Origin of the sequence: Streptomyces sp. CCM_MD2014, assembly GCF_000772045.1 — a bacterium.
GTDB lineage: Bacteria > Actinomycetota > Actinomycetes > Streptomycetales > Streptomycetaceae > Streptomyces > Streptomyces salinarius.
Genome location: NZ_CP009754.1, coordinates 7,697,041 through 7,715,750, shown reverse-complemented (window position 1 = coordinate 7,715,750; position 18,710 = coordinate 7,697,041). Strand labels below are relative to the sequence as shown.

The window sequence follows — 18,710 nt, the reverse complement described above, 5'->3', positions numbered from 1 at the left end:
ACGGCCCGAAAGGCACCCACCGCATGAACACCACCCGAGGCTTCACCGGGCGTCCGCGCGCCGCCCGGCCGGGCCTGCCGCCCGGCCAGTACGACGCGGGCGACGACTGGCCCGTGCTGTCCGCCGAGGTCACGCCCGAGATCGCGCCCGCCGACTGGACCTTCCGGGTGGGCGGTCTGGTGGCCGAGCCCCGCACCTGGGACCTGGCCGCCGCGCGCCGGCTGCCGGCGTCTCAGTACGCGGGCGACATCCACTGCGTCACCGGCTGGTCGAAGTTCGGGGTGCGGTTCGGGGGCGTGTCCCTGGACGCCTTCCTGGACGCGGCCGGTCCGCTGCCGTCCGCCACGCACGCCGTCGCCCACGCGCACACCGGCTACACGGCGAACCTGCCGCTCGCCGACCTCACCGGCGGGCGGGCCTGGATCGTGTGGGAGTACGACGGGCGGCCGCTCGCCCCCGAGCACGGCGGTCCGGCCCGGCTGGTGGTCCCGCACCTGTACTTCTGGAAGAGCGTCAAGTGGATCGCGGGTCTCGAGCTCCTCGACCACGACGAGCCGGGTTTCTGGGAGCAGAACGGCTACCACGCGCGCGGCAACCCCTGGGAGGAGCAGCGGTACTCCGGTGACTGAGACAGCGACGCACACGGCGGGGACCTTCACTCCCCCGACGAGGTTCGCCGTGCCCGGGCGGATCGAGGTGAACGGCGAGGTGGCCGGGGCGTGGCGGACGGCCGTGCTCACGGAGATCCGACGTGAGACGCCCCGCGCGTCGACGTTCCGGCTGGCCGTGCCCGGCTGGGCGGGCCACCTGCCCGGCCAGCACCTGATGCTGCGGCTCACCGCCGAGGACGGCTACCGGGCGCAGCGCCACTACTCGCTGGCCTCCGCGCCGGACGACTCCGGGCACATCGAGCTGACCCTCGACCGCGTGCCCGACGGGGAGGTGTCCGGCTGGTTCCACACGGTGGCGCGGCCCGGCGACGAGATCGAGGTCCGCGGTCCGCTCAGCGGCTTCTTCGCCTGGCCGGGCGACCGGCCCGCCCTGCTCCTCGGCGCCGGCTCCGGGGTCGTCCCGCTGATGTCGATGGTGCGGCACCACCGGGCGCGGGGCCTGACGGTGCCGCTGCGCCTGCTCGTGTCGGCGCGCGGCCCCGAGGAGCTGATCTACGCCCGTGAGTACGGCGCGGAGACGACGCCCGTGTTCACCCGTACCGCGCCGGCCGGGACGCCCGTGGGCCGGCTGGCCGCCGCGCACCTGGCGCCGCTCCTGGCCGAGCCGCCCGCCGGCGGCTGGGAGGCCTACGTGTGCGGATCGAACGCCTTCGCGGAGCACGCGTCGCGGCTGCTGGTGGCGGCCGGGCAGCCGGTGGACCGGATCCGGATCGAACGCTTCGGCTGATCCCGCCCGGATCGTGGGCGAGGCCCGCCCAACTGGGTACCAGACCAGTGCGGGCACTCGCACACGTGGCGCGGCACGAAGGCGCGGCGGCCCTCCCGTACTCCCCCGGCCGTCCGTCCGCTCCTCCGGCCGCGGCGATCGCGGGGAGGTCGACATGCGAACACGGGTACGCGGCTGGCGCTGGCGGCGCAATCCGCTGCGGCGCCGTTCGGACGTCGTCGAGGCCTGGACCACGGTGGTCGTCGCCCTCCTGCTGGTCGTGGGCGCACCGCTGCTCGGCGCGGCCACCGCCTGGTGGGGCTACGGCCAGGCCCAGGCGATCGTGGCCGAACAGCGGGCCGAACGGCACCAGGTCCGCGCCACGGTGGCCGACCGCACCCCCGACTCCCTTGCGACGGGGCAGCTGGGCGGACAGCACTCCTACCGCGCGACCGTCCACTGGAAGACACCGGACGGCACGGAGAAGAGCACCACGGCTCCGGTGCCGGCCGACGCCCGGCACGGTGACACCGTCGACGTGTGGCTGGACGCGCACGGTCAGAGCGTGCCGCCGCCTTCGGACGGTGCCGAGATCTGGCAGCACAGCGCCACCGTCGGCTCGTTCACGGCCCTCGGGACGGCGCTCACGGTGCTGCTCGCGCACCGCGCCGTGCGCGCGGTGACCATGCGGCGCCGCATGGCGGAGTGGGACCGGGACTGGGCGCTCACCGAGCCGCAGTGGACCCACCGCCGGGCCTGACGGCCGGGCCCGCCCGCGCGGCCCCGGACAGCGGCCGGACCTGGCGGTTCTTCCGGCCGCTCACGTACGGTGTGATCACCCGTACGGTCTGACACATCCCCGCAAAGGCGGTTCTCGATGGCCCTGTTCGACCTTCCGCTCGACGAACTCCAGGCGTACCGCAGTGCGTCGGCCGAGCCGGCGGACTTCGACGCGTTCTGGAGCAAGACACTCGCCCAGGCCCGTGAGTACGAGCTGGACGCGCGCTTCGAACCGGTCGAGACGGGACTGTCCACGGTGCGCGTGTACGACGTGACGTTCGCCGGGTTCGGCGGTCACCCGGTGAAGGGGTGGCTGACCCTGCCCGCCGCGGCGGCCGAGCCGCTGCCGCTGGTCGTGGAGTTCGTGGGGTACGGAGGCGGGCGCGGGCTGCCGCACGAGCACCTGCTGTGGGCGTCCACCGGCCGGGCCCACTTCGTGATGGACACCCGCGGCCAGGGCAGCGCCTGGGGCGGCGGTGGCGGGACCCCGGACCCCGTCGGCGGCACTCCCGCCTACCCGGGCTTCATGACCCGGGGCCTGGACGCTCCGGAGAACTACTACTACCGCCGGGTCTTCACCGACGCCGTGCGCGCGGTCGAGGCCGCCCGCTCCCACCCGTTGACCGACTCGTCCCGCACGGTGGCGCTGGGCGGAAGCCAGGGCGGCGGCATCACGATAGCGGTGGGCGGTCTGGTGCCGGATCTGGTCGCCGTCGCGCCCGACGTGCCGTTCCTGTGCGACTTCCCGCGCGCGACCACGCTCACCGACCGGCACCCCTACCGAGAGATCGGCCTTTATCTGAAGACGCACCGCGGCCGGACCGAGGACGCGCTGCGCACGCTGTCGTACTTCGACGGCGTGCACTTCGCGGCGCGGGGCCGGACGCCGGCCCTGTTCTCGGCGGCCCTGGAGGACCAGACCTGCCCGCCGTCGACCGTTTTCGCCGCGTTCAACGCCTGGACGCACGAGGACAAGAGGATCGAGGTGTACGACTTCAACGACCACGAGGGCGGCGGGCCGTTCCAGGAGGCCGCCAAGCTGCGCTGGCTGAGCTCGTACGCCTGAGGTCCGCCGGTGGTCACCGGCGTCCGTGAGGGGTGTTTCGGCCGATCCGGCGGCCCGGGCTTCCCCGCTGGTTTAGACCAATGGTAATTCTGGTGGCGCACCGAGCCCACGCGGCTACCGTACGTCATCAACAGGAGGCGCGGCATGGCCCGCACCACCCCCCACGACCAGTCCACCACCGGCACCCGGCCACCCCTGTACCGGCGGGTGGCGGACCAGTTGCTCACCGGGCTGCGGGACGGAACCGTCCCGCCGGGCGAACGGCTGCCCGGCGAGCGCCGGCTGGCGGAGCACTTCGGGGTCAGCCGGGAGACCGTGCGCCAGGCACTGGACGTGCTGCGCCGGGACGGTCTGCTCAGCACCGACCGGCGGGGCAGTCACGTCGCCCTGCCGGGACCGCCGTCCGGAAGCCCGGCACCGCTGGTCTTCCCGGTGGGCGCCCGGTCGGCGGAGCCCCGCACCGGCGACCGGGCCACCGTCATCTGGGGGGCACCGCCGCCGGAACACGCCGCGGCGCTGGGGCTGGTGCCGGGCCGGCCGACCCTGGTGCACCGCTACACGTCGGCGGCGGCCGGAGGAAGCGGCAGGCGGACGGCTGTGACATCGTTTTCCGCGGTGGCGCTCGCCGAGGTCGAGGAGCTGGCCCGCTACCGCGACCGCGCCGACGGTGTCGCCTGCGCCGAGCTGCGGCGGACCTACGACTGGATGCGCCGGGCCGGCCTGACGCTGCATCACCGGGACACCATCACCCTCCAGCCCGACACCGCGTCGGTCCGGGTCGTGCGGCGGGTGCACGACCAGTACGCGCGACCGCTCGAGATCACCGACCTCCTGGTGGACACCCGACAGGACGCCCTGGTCTACGAGTTCACCCTGCCGGCGGCCGGCTGACCCGGCCGGCTACGCGCGGCGCCGGGCCACGACCAGCCGGACCCGGGGGCTGCCGTCGGGGCGGCGTCCGAACTCCGGCAGGGCGTGCAGGTCCGCCCGGAAACCCGCGCGGGACAGCTCGCGGCCCACGTCCCCGAGCCGGAAGGTCCGGTAGTACATGACGAACGGCGGCCGCCACAGCGCGTTGCGCACCCGCATCGCCGCGTCGAAGCCGAGCAGCGTCCAGTACCCCCGGGAACCGGGCCGGGGCGGGGCGGCGACGGGGAAGGCGAAGCAGCCGTTCGGCCGGAGCACGGAGCGCACCTGACCGAACAGGCCCGGCAGCTCGCGGGGCAGGAAGTGACCGAACGCCCCGAAGCTCACCACGAGGTCGAAGGCGGGGCCGAACGGCAGGGCTCGGGCGTCCGCGCGCACCCAGGAGACCGCCGGGCCCGGCGGCGGGACGCGGCGGCGCGCGACATCCAGCATGCCGGCGCTGAAGTCGACCCCGGTCACGCTCTCCCGGCACACCCGGGCCAGGACGCCCACTCCCGCGCCGGTGCCGCAGCACAGGTCGAGTCCGGCAGGGAAGGGTCCCATCGGCTCAAGCGCGCGGGCCACGGCGTCCAGCACCCGGTCCGGTGTCCGGTACGGCGTGTGGTCGAACTTCGGGGCGAGCAGGTCGTAGCCCCGCTCGACCGACGACAGCGCCTGGACGGCGAGTTCGCGCAGGGTGGGACCTCCGGGACTGAACACCGGGTCAGCCTAGGGCCTGTCCGGCGGGTCCGGCCGGGGCACGCCGCTCGCTCAGCACGGTGAGCACGCGCTCGCACCAGCGGGCGTTCTCCCGCTCGAACGCGATTCCGGCGGCCAGGGTGAGGTAGGGGCCGACGCGGTCGGCGTCCCGGAGGTGCTCCTCCTCGGTGCGGCCGTCCAGGAGGCGTTCCCGCACCCGCTCGTAGCGGGCGAGCTTGCCCAGCGCCCAGGCCCTGCGCTCCTCGACCAGGGCGCGGACGGCCAGGGGGTCGACGCCGTCCATGGCCTGCATCTTGATCAGGAACTCGTCGCGGATGGCGGTGGGCCGCCGGGTCGGCTCGGCGGCGAACGCGCCCAGCTGCTCCCGGCCGGCCGCGGTGAGCGAGAACAGCCGCTTGGTGGGCCTGCGTTCCTGCGGCACGGTCCGGGCCTCGATGAGTCCGTCGCCCGCGAGGCGCTCCAGCTCCCGGTAGAGCTGCTGCGGCGTGGCGGGCCAGAAGTTGGCGAGCGACACGTCGAAGATCTTGGACAGCTCGTAGCCCGAGGCCTCACCCTCCAGGAGGGCGGCCAGGACGGCGTACTTGAGAGACATGTCGACACGCTAGCAAGCACGGATCAAGACGACTACTCTACTCCGCACCTATTCAAATAGTTCAATATGAGGGAGTGGCGATGCGAGCTTTCCGCGAGGCGGTCGAGGCGCACGACCTGGACGCCGTCGAAGCACTGCTGGCCGACGACGTGGTCTTCTCCAGCCCCGTCGTCTTCAAGCCCTATCGGGGCAGGGCGATCACAGCGGCGATCCTGCGCGCGGTGGAGCGCGTCTTCGAGGACTTCCGCTACGAACGCGTCATCGGCGAGGCGGACGGCCCCGACCACGCCCTGCTCTTCACGGCGCGAGTGGGGGACCGGGAGATCAGCGGCTGCGACTTCCTGCGCCTCGACGCGTCCGGCCGGATCGCCGAACTGACGGTGATGGTGCGCCCGCTGTCGGGGGCGCAGGCCCTCCAGGCGGCCATGGCCGCCCAGTTCGAGCGGATCGCACGGGAGGCGGAGGAGACCCGGGAACGTTCGGCCGGCTGAGCCGGTACGGCATGCGCGGAAGGAAGACGGGATGTCGTGGTAGGGTGACTTCAGCACTTGTGTACGCCCCCTCGTTCGGGGCGCCGGTGCGAGTTTCCCTTCGGTTCGCGGGCCCGCCCGCCCTGGTGCGACCGGCGCGTCCGCTTCTCAGCACAACCTCGTGAGCAGGGCTTTCATCCCCGCCGAGTCCGAGGTGCTGTTCCGCCGCCCGGAGGCGTGTCGTTTCCGACCCCTCGCGGCCCCCTCCTTCCTTCCGCATGCTCCATGCCCGTGTCCTCGAAAGGACCGACCACCATGACCACCACACTCGAACACCCCCCTGTACAGCAGTCCCCGGCCGACGTCGCGAGCGGTGTCCTCGACATCGAGGCGGGCGGCAAGGGCCGCCTGCGGGGCGAAGGCCTGCGGCCCGACCCCTCCGACCTCGCCCTCTCCCCCGCGCTGATCCGCCGGCACGGGCTGCGCAGGGGCGACCTCGTGGAGGGCGTGCGCGGCGACCGGCGCACCCTGACCGAGGTCGTCCGCGTCAACGGCCGTACGCCGGACCGGATCGGCGGCCGGCGGCACTTCGCCGACCTGACCCCGCTGCACCCGCACGAGCGGCTGCGGCTCGAACACCCGGCGGCCGGCCTCGCCGGACGCGTCACCGACCTCATGACCCCGGTCGGCAAGGGGCAGCGCGGCCTGATCGTGGCTCCGCCGAAGACCGGCAAGACCGTCCTCCTGCAGCAGATCGCCGCCGCCGTGGCCGGCAACCACCCCGAGGCACGGCTGATGGTGGTGCTGCTCGACGAACGTCCCGAGGAGGTCACCGACATGCGGCGCTCGGTGCGGGGGGACGTGTACGCCTCGACCTTCGACCAGGGCGCCAAGCAGCACATCGCACTCGCCGAGTTGGTGATCGAGCGGGCCAAGCGGCTCGTCGAGGCCGGTGAGGACGTCGTCATCCTCCTCGACTCCCTCACCCGGCTGTGCAGGGCGCACAACAACGCCGCCTCGTCCGGCGGCCGCACCCTCAGCGGCGGTGTCGACGCGGCGGCACTGCTGGGCCCCAAGCGGTTCTTCGGCGCCGCCCGCAAGGCCGAGGAGGGCGGCTCCCTCACCATCCTCGCCACCGCACTGGTCGAGACCGGCTCGCGCGCCGACGACTTCTACTTCGAGGAACTCAAGAGCACCGGCAACATGGAACTGCGGCTGAGCCGGGACCCCGCCTCCCGCCGCGTCTTCCCTGCCGTTGACCTGACCGGCTCGGGCACCCGGCGCGAGGAACTCCTGCTGTCCGCCGCCGAGACGACCGCCGTGCGCGGGCTGCGGCGGGCCCTGGGGACGCGGGACGGGCAGTCGGGCCTGGAGACCCTGCTGGAGCGGCTGCGCCGCACGCCGGACAACGCGACCTTCCTGCGACAGGTACAGCCGACGCTGCCCGCGGACTGACCCGCCCGCCGGCGTCACGCACCGACACCGTCCTCCGTTACGGCATCCGAGTGCTCGCGGGCGCGACCCGGCCCGGTCAGCGTGGCGGGTCGGGGGGCCGTTCCTACGTTTGCGGTATGACTATCGGATTCTCATCCCGGACGGCTCGGTCCGCCTGCATGCTCTGCCTGGCAGGGCTGCTGACCCTCATGCCGGCCGCCGCGGCCGCCACTGCGGGACGGCCGGACCCCGGGCCGCCCGGCGGTGCGGCGGACCGGACGTCGTCGCTGTACCGCTCCGGCACCCAGGTCCGGCCGCACCCCGGAGCTCCCCGGGTTCCCGATGTCTCCGCTCTGTCCTGGGTCGTGGCCGACGCCGGCACGGGCGACGTGCTGGCGGCGAACGACGCGCACCGGAAACTGCCCCCGGCCAGCACCCTCAAGACGCTGTTCGCCCTCACGGTGCTGCCGGTCCTGCCGGGCGGCCTCCACCACGAGGTCAGTCCCGAGGACCTGTCCGGCATCGGCCCGGGCAGCAGCCTCGTCGGTGTCGTCGAGGGCGAGACCTACCGCGTCTCCGACCTGTGGAACGGCGTCTTCCTCAACTCCGGGAACGACGCCGTGCACGTCCTCGCCGCACTCACCGGCGGCTGGAGTGCAACGGCCGCCCGGATGCAGGCGAAGGCCCGCGCACTGGGCGCCCGCGACACCCACGTCCGTTCTCCCGACGGGTACGACGCGCCCGGCCAGGTCTCGTCGGCGTACGACCTGGCCGTCTTCGGCCGGGCGGGGCTGCGGCGGCCCGACTTCGCGCGGTACTGCGCCAAGGTCGACGCGATGTTCCCCGGCCGCGACGGGAGGTCGTACGGGATCATGAACACCAACCGGCTGCTCACCGGGGCCGGCGGTGTGGCGCCGTACCCGGGGCTGATCGGCGTCAAGAACGGCTACACCAGCAACGCCGGCAACACGCTCATCGCCGCCGCCCGCCGCGACGGACGGACCCTGCTCGTCACGGTGATGAACCCTCAGGAGGGCAGCGGCCACGCCGTCTACGAGGAGGCCCGTGCCCTGCTCGACTGGGGCTTCGAGGCGGACGGACAGGTCGACCCGGTGGGCTCGCTGGTCCCCGAGGGGGCCCGGCCCCGCCAGGGGCCGCAGGCGGCGCCCGCGGCGGCGCCCGCGGCGAAGCCGGCCGAGGACGAGCCCGGCTGGCCGGAGACCGGCGCGATCCTGGGTGTCGCGGCGCTCGGCGCGGGCGTCACGGCACTCGCCCTGCGGCTCAAGCTCGTGCGGGACGACGGGAGTTGACCGGGGCGGTTCAGAACACCGACAGTCCGGTCAGGGTGGTGAAGCGGTCCAGGGCGGCCACCCCGGCCACCGAGTTGCCCCGCTCGTCCAGACCGGGGCTCCACACGCACAGCGTGCAGCGGCCCGGTACCACCGCGATGATGCCGCCGCCCACCCCGCTCTTGCCCGGCAGCCCCACCCGGTGCGCGAAGTCGCCGGCGGCGTCGTAGGTCCCGCAGGTCAGCATCACCGCGTTGATCTGTTTGGCCCTGCTGCGGCTCAGCAGCCGGGTGCCGTCGGCGCGGATGCCGTGCCGGGCCAGGAAACCCGTCGCCAGGGCCAGGTCGGCGCAGGACGCGGTGACGGAGCACTGGCGGAAGTACTGCTCGAGGAGGACCGGCACGGGGTTGTCGATGTTGCCGTACGACGCCATGAAGTGCGCCAGCGCCGCGTTCCGGTCGCCGTGCGCGGCCTCGGAGGCGGCGACCTCCTCGTCGTGGGCGAGGTCCGGGTTGCCGCTCTCGGCGCGCAGGAACGCGAGCAGTTCGCCGGCCGCGTCGCCGGTACGGGTGTGCAGCCGGTCGGTGACGACGAGGGCGCCCGCGTTGATGAACGGGTTGCGCGGGATGCCGTTCTCGTACTCCAGCTGCACCAGGGAGTTGAACGGGTTGCCGGAGGGCTCGCGGCCCACGTGCTCCCAGAGGGCGTCGCCCTCCCTGGCCAGGTCGAGGGCGAGGGTGAAGACCTTGGTGATGGACTGTGCGGAGAACGGCTCCCGCCAGTCCCCCACCCCGTACACCGTGCCGTCCGGCTCGGCGACGGCCATGCCGAAGCGGCGCGGGTCGCGGGCGGCGAGCGCGGGGATGTAGTCGGCGGGCCGGCCGCTGCCCGGGGTGCGCTCGATCTCCTCGGCGATGCGCTCCAGGACCGGACGGAAGGTCGTCGGTGTGCTCATGATCGCCATTCTCCCTCCGGGCCGGTCCCGGCGGCGCGAGGACCACGGTGGGCGGACCCCCGCACGGGGGTGGTGCTGGCCTCACCCCCGTTTCGGGGGCGGACGCCATTCTGCGCCCGGCGAGCCGTTCACATACTCGAGTGCATGGTCAATTCAACGGTGCTCGTCGAGAGCCCGCCCACGGGCGCACAGGAGAAGAGTCGCGGCAAGGGAAGCGACTTTTCCGAACTCTCCAGGCGCATAGCCGACGCGGGGCTGCTCCGGCGCCGCCCGCTGTACTACACGGTGCGTTTCGGCGCCGTCGCCCTCGCCCTGGCGGGCGGCGTCGCCGCGTTCGTCGCCCTGGGGGACAACTGGAGCCAGCTGTTCGTCGCGGTCGGGCTCGCCGTCGTCTTCGGCCAGCTGGGACTGGCGGCCCACGACCTCGCCCACCGGCAGGTCTTCTCGCGCCGGCGCCCCAGCGAGGCGGGCGGCCTGCTCGCGGCCAACCTGCTGCTCGGCATGAGCTACGGCTGGTGGATGAACAAGCACACCCGCCACCACGCCAATCCGAACCACGAGGAGAAGGACCCGGACGTCTCGCCCGACATCCTGGTGTGGTCGCGAGGGCAGGCGAGCAGGGCGACGGGTCTGCCCCGTTTCATCGGCAAGCACCAGGCGGCCCTCTTCTTCCCGCTGCTGACGCTGGAAGGCCTCAACCTGAGCTTCAACAGCTTCAAGGCGCTGGGCGGCCGGGCCGTGAAACGGCCGGTCCTGGAGGGCACGCTGCTCGTCGCCCACTTCGCCGTGTACTTCGGCGGACTGTTCACGGTGCTCTCCCCGGGCAAGGCGCTCGCCTTCCTCGCGGTGCACCAGGGTCTGTTCGGGATCTATCTGGGCTCGGTCTTCGCGCCGAACCACAAGGGCATGCCGATGATCGAGGAGGGCACACGGCTGGACTTCCTGCGCCGTCAGGTCCTGACCTCCCGCAACGTGCGGGGCGGTGTGCTCGTCGACGCCTTCATGGGCGGCCTCAACTACCAGATCGAGCACCACCTCTTCCCCAGCATGCCGACTCCCGCGCTCGCCCGGGCGCAGGCCGTCACCGAGGCGTACTGCGCCGAGCTGGGCGTGCCGTACCACCAGACGGGGCTGCTGGCCTCGCACCGCGAAGCCCTGCGGCACATGAGGAGCGTCGGGGAGCCGCTGCGCGCCGCACGCTGAGCGGCGGTCAGCTGTGCAGCACGCCCGTGCCCAGCAGTCCGAACAGGAGGACGCCGACCGCGATGCGGTAGACGACGAAGGCGTTGAAGGAGTGCTTGGCCACGAACTTCAGCAGCCAGGCGATGGAGGCGTAGGCCACCACGAAGGAGACGAGGGTGCCGACGGCCAGGGGCGCGGCACCCGCCCCCGTGCCCAGGGCGTCCTTCAGCTCGTACAGTCCGGCCCCGGTCAGGGCGGGGATGCCGAGGAAGAAGGACAGCCGGGTGGCGGCGACCCGGTCGAGGTCGAGCATCAGGGCCGTGGACATGGTGGCGCCGGAACGGGAGAAGCCCGGGAAGAGCAGGGCGAGGATCTGGGAGCCGCCGACCAGCATCGCGTCCTTGAAGGACGTGTCGTCCTCGCCCCGCTTGTGCCGGCCGGTGCGGTCGGCCCACCACATCACGCCGCTGCCGACGATCAGGGAGCCGGCGACCACCCACAGCGAGGCGAGGGGGCCCTTGATCAGGGGTTTGGCGGCCAGGCCGACGAGGACGATGGGGATGGTGGCGAAGATGACCCACCAGGCGAACTTGTAGTCGTGGTGGTAGCGCTCCTCCCGGTCGCGCAGTCCGCGCGCCCAGGCGGAGACGATGCGCGCGATGTCCTTGGAGAAGTAGACGAGCACGGCGGCGATCGCGCCGACCTGGATGACCGCGGAGAAGCCGATGACGGCGTCGTCGTCGACCGGGATGCCCATCAGCCCCTCGACGATCTTGAGGTGTCCGGTGGAGGAGACGGGCAGGAACTCGGTCACCCCCTCGACGGCTCCGAGGATGACGGCCTGACCGATGCTGATGGCGCTCATGGCATCCAGTTCCTACTACACCCGGCTGTGTGCCCGGCGTCAGCTCCAGAGCGCGTCGGCCAGAGTCACCCCCGCGAACGCCGCCGCGAGGCCGGCCACCACGCTCCCCACCACGTTGGCGGCGGCCTCCAGACGCGCGCCGGTCTCGGTCAGGCGGAGGGTCTCGTAGGAGAAGGTCGAGTACGTCGTCAGCGCGCCGCACAGGCCGGTGCCCAGCAGCAGCCGCACCTCGGAGCCGACCGCTCCGGCCAGGGCCGCGCCGGTCAGCAGGCCGAGGACCATGCTGCCGGTCACGTTCACCGTGAAGGTGCCCCAGGGGAAGACGGAGTCGTGCCGGGACTGCACGGCGCGGTCGGTGAGGTAGCGCAGCGGGGCGCCGACCATGCCTCCGGCGACGACCAGCAGCCAGTTCACGACGGCCTCCTGCCCTCGTACCTGACGACCTCGCACGGGTCGAGGGTGACCAGGCCCTCGGTGACGAGTTCGTCGAGCCGCGGCAGGAAGGCCCGGACGCGCTCCTCGGTGTCGACGACCACGACGGCCACCGGCAGGTCCTCACTCAGGGAGAGCAGCCTGGTGGTGTGGACGACCGAGGAGGCGCCGAAGCCCTCGACGCCCCGGAAGACGCTGGCGCCCGCGAGGCCCGCCGCGTGGGCGCGGTGGACGATCTCCGCGTACAGGGGGCGGTGGTGCCAGGTGTCGTTCTCGCCGACGAAGACGGTCAGGCGCAGGGCGCCGTGGGTCAGCCTCGTCATGTCTGCCTCCACTTCAGGACCCGGCGGGTCGCCCATGCGGCGAGCCACACCGCGGTGAGTGCCGCGAGCGGGGTCGCGGCGAGGTGGGCCAGGCCGGCGGGGACCCGGCCGTCGGCGAACAGGGTCCGGCTGTCGACGGCGTAGGTGGAGAAGGTGGTGAAGCCGCCGAGCACGCCGGTGCCGAAGAAGGGCCGCACCAGGCGGTGGGCGGACCGGACCTCGGTGACGACCACCATGAACACGCCGATCACGGCACAGCCGACGACGTTGACCCCGAGGGTCGTCCAGGGGAAGCCGCCGGTCGGCGTCGGCCACCACAGGGACGCCGCGTAGCGGGCGGCGGCGCCGGTGCCGCCGCCGAGGGCCACGGCCGCGACGACCGGCGCCTGGGCGCGCCACCGCGGCCGTTCCGGGGCGCCGGGCCGGGTCCGGCCGACGCCTCCGGTCTTCGGGACTGTCATGGTCGTACGTCTCCTACTCGCCGGGCAGGGGGAAGCCCCCGGTACGCAAGTAGGGACCGTTGGCGGCGCCTGAGCCGCGGTTCGGGTACGGCGGGCCCCACCGCCGCGCCGCGTCCCAGCGGGCCGCGGCTGATGCTCAGCGTAACGCCGGGGCGGCGCACGGGTCACTCCGGGAAGGGCGCCCGCGCCTGCCAGCCCTCCCCGAACATCCGCGCCACCTCGGCGATCCGCACCTCGTCGCGCCGGTAGTACGTGCGGCGGCGGATCCGCGTGGCGCGCAGGAGGCCGAGGCGGGTGAGGAGGCCGAGGTGCGTCCGGGCCGCGCGGCGGGACACCCCGAGCTTCGCGGCGACGAGGCCGGCGTGGACGCCGTGCTCGACGGGATCGACGCGACGCTGCCGGGGAAAGTGCGCGGCCGGGTCCTTCAGCCACTCCAGGATGTCGAGGCGCGTGCCGTGCACGGGGCTCCTCGGCATCTCGTGCTCCCTCCGCGCCGGCCCGGCTCGTACCGTGTCCCTCCACCTTCCCGCAGCCGGAGCCCCGTTGTCCGACAACCGGGCCATTTGCACATTCAACCAATATCGGTTGCGGTGCTACCGTTCAGTCATGGCAGCCAGGACCGCCGGCGCGCGGCTCGAGGAACGATGGCGGGACATCCTCGCGGTGCACGCGCGCACGATGTGCGAGATCGACCGGGCACTGCATCCGCACGGTCTGGGCGCGAGCGACTTCGAGGTGCTCGACCTCCTCGTGACCGAGGCGCCCGGGGACGGTGACCGCTGCCGGGTGCAGAATCTGGCGGGCCGGGTCCACCTGAGCCAGAGCGCGCTGTCCCGGCTCATCGCCCGCCTGGAGCGGGACGGACTGGTGACGCGCTCGATCTGCGCGGAGGACCGGCGGGGTGTGTATGTCGCGCTCACCCCGAGGGGCCGCGACCTGCACGCCGCGATACTGCCGCTCCAGCGGGCCGCGCTGGCCCGCGCGCTCGGCGACGACGAGGGCCCCCGCCCCTCCTGAACGGGACGGAGGCCCATGGGGCGAAGCCCTCAGGGACGGGCCAGCAGTGTGCGCACGCCGTCCGAGGTGAGGGTGAGGCGGTGCTCCGAGCCGGCGTCGATGGACAGGGACAGGTCGTCGGCCGGCCACTGCGCGGCGAGCGCGCCGAGCGGCACCATGCGGTAGCGGGAGACGTACGGCAGCAGGTCGGCCATCTCCAGCTCCGAGGTGAACACGGGCACCACCTGGCGGCCGCCCTGCTGTTCCAGCACCGGCAGCGCCAGCATCCCTGGGTCGGCCGCCTCCTGGTCGTTCGCGTCGTCGGGCACCGGCACGAGGACGTCGCTGCTCGCGAGCGTGTCGAGCGCCGCCGTGTTGTCGGCGGTCTCGGGGGACTCGGCCAGCGTGTCCAGCGCTCGCTGAGCGGGCGTGACGGGGTGGTCGTTCGCGGGTGTCTCCATGGCAGATTCCCTGGTAGCGGCGGTGGTACGGCCCGCGCGGACGATCGGCACGGACGCGGTCAGGGCTCGCGTACCCCGGTCGTCAGCGGCGCAATCATGTGCGACTTCCCCACCCGGACCCGCCCGGATCCCGTACTCATCTGATCGGCGAGGGGCCCACTTGATCGATCGGAAACGCGGTCGGGTTAGCATATGAGCGCCGCCTAGCTCGAAAGATAGAGACGTGACTGTCAACGACGACTCGTTCACCAACTGGAAGCACCGCGAAGAGATCGCGGAATCGATGATCCCGATGATCGGGAAGCTGCACCGGGAGCAGGACGTCACGATCCTGCTGCACAGCCGTTCCCTGGTGAACAAGTCTGTGGTCAGCATCCTCAAGACGCACCGCTTCGCCCGCCAGATCGCCGGCGCGGAGCTGTCGGTCACCGAGACGATGCCCTTCCTGCAGGCGCTCACCACACTCGACCTCGGGCCCTCGCAGATCGACATCGGCATGCTCGCCGCGACCTACCGGGGCGACGACCGCGGTCTGTCGGTCGAGGAGTTCACCGCCGAGGCCGTCGCCGGAGCCACCGGCGCCAACAAGATCGACCGTCGTGAGGGCCGCGACGTCGTGCTGTACGGCTTCGGCCGCATCGGCCGGCTCGTCGCCCGGCTGCTCATCGAGAAGGCGGGCTCCGGCAACGGGCTCCGGCTGCGCGCCATCGTCGTCCGCGGCGGTGGGGAGCGGGCCGCCGAAGACATCGTCAAGCGTGCCTCGCTGCTGCGCCGCGACTCCGTGCACGGGCAGTTCCAGGGCACGATCACCGTCGACGAGGACAACAGCACCATCCTCGCCAACGGCAACGCCATCAAGGTGATCTACGCGGACGACCCGACGCAGGTCGACTACACGGCGTACGGCATCAAGGACGCCATCCTCATCGACAACACGGGCAAGTGGCGCGACCGCGAGGGCCTGTCGAAGCACCTGCGTCCGGGCATCGACAAGGTCGTCCTGACCGCGCCGGGCAAGGGCGACGTCCCGAACATCGTCCACGGTGTCAACCACGACACCGTCAAGCCGGACGAGCGGATCCTGTCCTGCGCCTCCTGCACCACCAACGCGATCGTCCCGCCGCTCAAGGCGATGGAGGACGAATACGGCGTACTGCGCGGTCACGTGGAGACGGTGCACTCCTTCACCAACGACCAGAACCTGCTGGACAACTACCACAAGTCCGAGCGCCGCGGCCGCAGCGCGCCGCTGAACATGGTCATCACGGAGACCGGTGCCGCCTCCGCCGTCGCCAAGGCGCTGCCCGACCTCAAGGCGCGGATCACGGGCAGCTCGATCCGCGTTCCGGTGCCGGACGTGTCCATCGCGATCCTCAACCTCCAGCTGGCCCGCGAGGCGAGCCGCGAGGAGGTCCTGGACCACCTGCGCGAGGTGTCGCTGACCTCGCCGCTCAAGCGCCAGATCGACTTCATCAGCGCCCCGGACGCCGTCTCCAGCGACTTCATCGGCTCGCGCCACGCCTCGATCGTGGACGCCGGCGCGCTGAAGGTCGAGGGCGACAACGCGATCCTCTACCTCTGGTACGACAACGAGTTCGGCTACTCCTGCCAGGTCGTCCGCGTCGTCCAGCACGTCTCCGGGGTGGAGTACCCGACGTACCCGGCTCCGGCGGCCTGATCGCGGCGCACACGGGAAAGGGGCGGTGGGAGGTCGTCTCCCGCCGCCCCTCACGTCTGCCCGGTCAGGACGTGAGGCCGTCCGCGAAGAGCCGGGTCAGCGCGGTCGGCGCCGTGATGGCGGTGCCCACGACGACGCTGTGGGCCCCGGCGGCCAGGGCCCGTGCGGCCTGCTCGGGGGTCGCGATACGCCCTTCGGCGATCACCGGGGTGTCGAGCGCGCCGGCGAGGTCGGTCACGAGCGCGAGGTCGGGTGCGTCCTGCACCGGGGAGCCGGGCACGTAGCCGGAGAGCGTGGTGCCGACGAAGTCCGCTCCCTGGCCGGCGGCCGTGCGGCCCTCGCCGAGCGTCGACACGTCGGCCATGACCTGCGCGCCCGCCGCGTGGACGGCCTCGACCAGCTCGGCGAAGGTGCTGCCGTCGGGCCGCGGTCGCGCGGTGGCGTCGGCGGCGACGACCGCGGCGCCGGCCTCCACCAGGGCGAGGGCGTGGCGCACGGTCGGGGTGATGAAGACGCCGCTGTCTCCGTCCTTCCACAGCCCGATCACCGGCAGGTCCACGGCCGCGACGGTGGCGGCGACGACCTCCGGGTCGTTGACCCGTACGGCCGCCGCGCCCCCGGACCGCGCGGCCAGGGTCATGCGGACCAGGGTGTCGGTGTGGCGCATCGGGTCGCCGGGAGGCGCCTGGCAGGAGACGATCAGGCGGCCCTCGAGCCGGTCGGCAAGGGACGGGGACCCGGGGGCGGGCGGGGTCATGACGGTGCTCCGGTGGTGTGGGGGTGGTGCAGGGGCAGGGTGCGGGGCAGCGCGGCCGCCCCGAGGACCGCGGCGTCGGCGCCGCCCCGCGGCGGGCACGGGCGCAGGTCGCGCAGCGGGGGCATGAGTTCGGCGGTGAAGGCCGCGCACAGGGCGTCCCAGTAGAGGGGGCCGATGCGGGGTACGCCGCCGGCCACGACGACGCGGTGCGGGCCGAGCGCGTTGGCGAGGCCGCCCAGGGCGCGGCCCGTCGCACGGGCGCCGAGCGTGATGGCCGCGGTCGCGTGCGGGTCGCCCTCGGCAGCGCGTGCGGCGACGGTCTGGAGGCGGTCGGCCGGCGGCCCGCCGAGCCGTGCGCAGTGGGCGGTGATGGCGGGGCCCGCCGCGATGGCCTCCAGGTGGCCGGTGGCTCCGCAGGTGCAGGGCAGTCCGTCGGCCTCCGGGCTGGGCAGGTGCCCGAGGTGTCCGGCGATTCCGGCGGCGCCGTGCAGCATGCGACCGGCCGCCGCGACGGCGCCGCCTACACCGGTGCCTACAGCGGCGTAGAGGAGGGTGGTGTCGTCGGGGTCGTCCAGTTCCGTCGTGGCGGCGGCGCGTACGTCGTTGTCGCAGGCCACCGGGAGGCTGGTACGGGCGGCGAGGCCGGCGGCCAAGGCGGTGCCGGCCCAGCCGCGGATCGTGTCGGTGGCGCTGGTGACGGTCCCGGTGACGGGGTCGATCACGCCGGCCGCCGCGACGCCGATCGCGGTGGCGCCGTCGGCCCGTACCGCGCGGGCGGCGACGGCCAGGGCGTCCAGCACCGCCTCGGCGCCCTGCGCCGCCGGGGTGGGCAGGGTGTGCCGGGCCAGGACGGTGCCGCCGGGGCCGACCAGGGCGGCGGCGATCTTGGTGCCGCCCAGGTCGAGGCCGATGACCGGTGCGCCGAGGTGTCGCCCGGTCATCGGACCGGCAGCAGCCCGGCGCCGCGCAGGTGCCGCTCGACGTGGGCGACGGCGTCCTCGCCCAGCTGGATCTGCGGCGCGGCGGTGGTGCCGTGTGCGAACACGCCGAGCAGGCGCAGGGCGTGCTTGAAGGCGCCGATGGCCGAGGAGTTGCGGCCCATCTCTCCCTCCGGGCCCGCATCGACCAGCCCGAACAGCTCGACGAGCCGCTCCTGTTCCTTGACGGCACGGTCCAGGTCCCCGCCGCGCACGGCGTCGTAGAGACGGACGTAGCCGGCCGGGTCCACGTTGCCGAGGCCCGGGACCACTCCGTCGGCGCCGGCCAGCAGGGCGGCGTCCACGGTCAGTTCGGAACCGGTGAGGATGCTGAAGGAGGGGGCGGGGCCGTCGGCGCGGCCGTGGCGTCCGCCGAGTTCGACCATGAGGCGGCGCAGACCGCCCTCGTCGCCGCTGCTGTCCTTGAGGCCGGCCAGCGTGCCGTCCTCGGCGAGTTCGCGCACCAGGGCGGCGGAGAGCTTGCTGTGCACGGAGACGGGGAGGTCGTAGGCGTACAGGGGCAGGTCGACGGCGGAGCGGATGGCGCGGAAGTGGGCGGCGATCTCGCGCGGGTGGGTGCGGGCGTAGAAGGGGGCGGTGGCCACCAGGGCGTCGGCGCCGGCCATGCGGGCGGCCTCGGCGTGGACGAGCACCCGGGGGGTGGTCATGTCGATGACTCCGGCGAGGACCGGGACGCGGCCGGCGACCGTCTCGACGACCGTGTCGAGGGCGGCGGCCCGCTGCCGGTCGGTGAGGAAGGCGACCTCGCTGCTGGAGCCCAGGGCGAACAGCCCGTGCACTCCCCCGCCGACGAGGTGCTCGATGAGCCGGGCGAGCGAGGCGGTGTCGACTTCGCCCGACGCGTCCAGCGGAGTGCAGACGGGCGGCACGACGCCGCTCAGGGGCTGGGACGAGGACATGGTGTTTCTCCTGGGCTGTGCGAGTGGTGGTACGGGGTGGAACGGGCCGCCGGGCGCCGGGATGCCGGC

Annotated in this window: 23 protein-coding genes; 11 read left to right on the top strand and 12 right to left on the bottom strand. The window is 73.3% G+C overall.

The features are described from left to right. The first annotated feature begins 23 nt into the window (after positions 1–23). The 5 genes from NI25_RS34470 to NI25_RS34450 all read left to right on the top strand — a co-directional run bounded on the left by NI25_RS34470 (position 24) and on the right by NI25_RS34450 (position 4,114). Complete coding sequence (locus NI25_RS34470; protein ID WP_061446222.1) at positions 24–629, top strand: sulfite oxidase-like oxidoreductase; 606 nt, start codon at positions 24–26, stop codon at positions 627–629. Then, on the top strand, positions 622–1,398 hold the full coding sequence (locus NI25_RS34465; RefSeq protein ID WP_199561069.1) for a ferredoxin reductase: 777 nt from the start codon (positions 622–624) through the stop codon (positions 1,396–1,398). Before NI25_RS34470 ends, NI25_RS34465 begins: the two co-directional genes overlap by 8 nt. A gap of 154 nt (positions 1,399–1,552) precedes the next feature. Beyond that, positions 1,553–2,137, top strand: a complete 585-nt coding sequence (locus NI25_RS34460) for a hypothetical protein (RefSeq protein ID WP_061446220.1) — start codon at positions 1,553–1,555, stop codon at positions 2,135–2,137. 117 nt (positions 2,138–2,254) lie between these two features. Then, a complete protein-coding gene (locus tag NI25_RS34455; protein WP_061446219.1) occupies positions 2,255–3,223 on the top strand; it encodes an acetylxylan esterase in 969 nt (322 codons plus the stop codon). A 144-nt stretch (positions 3,224–3,367) separates the two neighbouring features. Continuing rightward, a complete protein-coding gene (locus NI25_RS34450) occupies positions 3,368–4,114 on the top strand; it encodes a GntR family transcriptional regulator (protein ID WP_061446218.1) in 747 nt (248 codons plus the stop codon). Positions 4,115–4,123: 9 nt separating this feature from the next. Here the strand turns inward: NI25_RS34450 and NI25_RS34445 are convergent, their stop codons facing one another. Together NI25_RS34445 and NI25_RS34440 are read right to left on the bottom strand one after the other, a co-directional pair. Then, a complete protein-coding gene (locus tag NI25_RS34445) occupies positions 4,124–4,849 on the bottom strand; it encodes a class I SAM-dependent methyltransferase (protein ID WP_061446217.1) in 726 nt (241 codons plus the stop codon). Between the two features lie 4 nt (positions 4,850–4,853). Continuing rightward, a complete protein-coding gene (locus NI25_RS34440; protein WP_061446216.1) occupies positions 4,854–5,441 on the bottom strand; it encodes a PadR family transcriptional regulator in 588 nt (195 codons plus the stop codon). Positions 5,442–5,521: 80 nt separating this feature from the next. Between NI25_RS34440 and NI25_RS34435 the strand changes: the two genes are divergently transcribed. The 3 genes from NI25_RS34435 to NI25_RS34425 all read left to right on the top strand — a co-directional run bounded on the left by NI25_RS34435 (position 5,522) and on the right by NI25_RS34425 (position 8,655). Continuing rightward, positions 5,522–5,932 (top strand): nuclear transport factor 2 family protein, encoded by a 411-nt coding sequence (locus NI25_RS34435; RefSeq protein WP_061446215.1) that lies wholly within the window; start codon positions 5,522–5,524, stop codon positions 5,930–5,932. Between the two features lie 294 nt (positions 5,933–6,226). Continuing rightward, entirely contained in the window at positions 6,227–7,366 is a 1,140-nt protein-coding gene (gene rho / locus NI25_RS34430; protein WP_061446214.1) for a transcription termination factor Rho, read from the top strand. A 116-nt stretch (positions 7,367–7,482) separates the two neighbouring features. Next, the gene (locus NI25_RS34425) at positions 7,483–8,655 is read left to right on the top strand and encodes a D-alanyl-D-alanine carboxypeptidase family protein (RefSeq protein WP_061446213.1); all 1,173 of its coding nucleotides are present in this window, start codon (positions 7,483–7,485) and stop codon (positions 8,653–8,655) included. A 10-nt stretch (positions 8,656–8,665) separates the two neighbouring features. On the opposite strand, the gene NI25_RS34420 is transcribed toward NI25_RS34425, so the two are convergent. After that, a complete protein-coding gene (locus tag NI25_RS34420) occupies positions 8,666–9,598 on the bottom strand; it encodes a glutaminase (protein WP_061446212.1) in 933 nt (310 codons plus the stop codon). A 135-nt stretch (positions 9,599–9,733) separates the two neighbouring features. Here NI25_RS34420 and NI25_RS34415 point away from each other — a divergent pair, with 135 nt between their 5' ends. Next, positions 9,734–10,792: a fatty acid desaturase family protein gene (locus tag NI25_RS34415; RefSeq protein WP_061446211.1), complete on the top strand. Its 1,059-nt coding sequence runs from the start codon at positions 9,734–9,736 to the stop codon at positions 10,790–10,792. Between the two features lie 7 nt (positions 10,793–10,799). On the opposite strand, the gene NI25_RS34410 is transcribed toward NI25_RS34415, so the two are convergent. From NI25_RS34410 to NI25_RS34390, 5 genes are all read right to left on the bottom strand, one after another. After that, a complete protein-coding gene (locus NI25_RS34410; protein WP_061446210.1) occupies positions 10,800–11,636 on the bottom strand; it encodes an undecaprenyl-diphosphate phosphatase in 837 nt (278 codons plus the stop codon). 39 nt (positions 11,637–11,675) lie between these two features. Next, positions 11,676–12,050, bottom strand: a complete 375-nt coding sequence (crcB, locus tag NI25_RS34405; protein ID WP_061446209.1) for a fluoride efflux transporter CrcB — start codon at positions 12,048–12,050, stop codon at positions 11,676–11,678. Next, positions 12,047–12,391 (bottom strand): DUF190 domain-containing protein, encoded by a 345-nt coding sequence (locus tag NI25_RS34400; RefSeq protein WP_061446208.1) that lies wholly within the window; start codon positions 12,389–12,391, stop codon positions 12,047–12,049. The genes crcB (NI25_RS34405) and NI25_RS34400 overlap by 4 nt, the downstream gene beginning before the upstream one ends. Beyond that, the gene (gene crcB, locus NI25_RS34395; RefSeq protein ID WP_061446207.1) at positions 12,388–12,852 is read right to left on the bottom strand and encodes a fluoride efflux transporter CrcB; all 465 of its coding nucleotides are present in this window, start codon (positions 12,850–12,852) and stop codon (positions 12,388–12,390) included. Before crcB (NI25_RS34395) ends, NI25_RS34400 begins: the two co-directional genes overlap by 4 nt. Positions 12,853–13,016: 164 nt before the next feature. After that, on the bottom strand, positions 13,017–13,328 hold the full coding sequence (locus NI25_RS34390) for an ArsR family transcriptional regulator (protein ID WP_061446206.1): 312 nt from the start codon (positions 13,326–13,328) through the stop codon (positions 13,017–13,019). Between the two features lie 130 nt (positions 13,329–13,458). Between NI25_RS34390 and NI25_RS34385 the strand changes: the two genes are divergently transcribed. Next, a complete protein-coding gene (locus NI25_RS34385; protein WP_061446205.1) occupies positions 13,459–13,869 on the top strand; it encodes a MarR family winged helix-turn-helix transcriptional regulator in 411 nt (136 codons plus the stop codon). Between the two features lie 29 nt (positions 13,870–13,898). Here the strand turns inward: NI25_RS34385 and NI25_RS34380 are convergent, their stop codons facing one another. Next, positions 13,899–14,309, bottom strand: coding sequence for an SseB family protein (locus NI25_RS34380; protein ID WP_061446204.1), 411 nt, complete (start codon positions 14,307–14,309; stop codon positions 13,899–13,901). A 223-nt stretch (positions 14,310–14,532) separates the two neighbouring features. On the opposite strand from NI25_RS34380, the gene NI25_RS34375 reads away from it, so the two are divergent. After that, on the top strand, positions 14,533–15,987 hold the full coding sequence (locus NI25_RS34375) for a glyceraldehyde-3-phosphate dehydrogenase (protein ID WP_061446203.1): 1,455 nt from the start codon (positions 14,533–14,535) through the stop codon (positions 15,985–15,987). Positions 15,988–16,051: 64 nt separating this feature from the next. Here NI25_RS34375 and NI25_RS34370 read toward each other — a convergent pair whose 3' ends face one another. The 3 genes from NI25_RS34370 to NI25_RS34360 are packed head-to-tail and all read right to left on the bottom strand — an operon-like array spanning position 16,052 to position 18,641. Next, positions 16,052–16,744 (bottom strand): N-acetylmannosamine-6-phosphate 2-epimerase, encoded by a 693-nt coding sequence (locus NI25_RS34370; RefSeq protein WP_061446202.1) that lies wholly within the window; start codon positions 16,742–16,744, stop codon positions 16,052–16,054. Further along, positions 16,741–17,685: an ROK family protein gene (locus NI25_RS34365; protein ID WP_061446201.1), complete on the bottom strand. Its 945-nt coding sequence runs from the start codon at positions 17,683–17,685 to the stop codon at positions 16,741–16,743. The genes NI25_RS34370 and NI25_RS34365 overlap by 4 nt, the downstream gene beginning before the upstream one ends. Beyond that, positions 17,682–18,641 carry a dihydrodipicolinate synthase family protein gene (locus tag NI25_RS34360; RefSeq protein WP_061446200.1) on the bottom strand — a complete coding sequence of 320 codons (960 nt, stop codon included), beginning with the start codon at positions 18,639–18,641 and terminating at the stop codon, positions 17,682–17,684. The genes NI25_RS34365 and NI25_RS34360 overlap by 4 nt, the downstream gene beginning before the upstream one ends. Between the last annotated feature and the right edge of the window lie 69 nt (positions 18,642–18,710).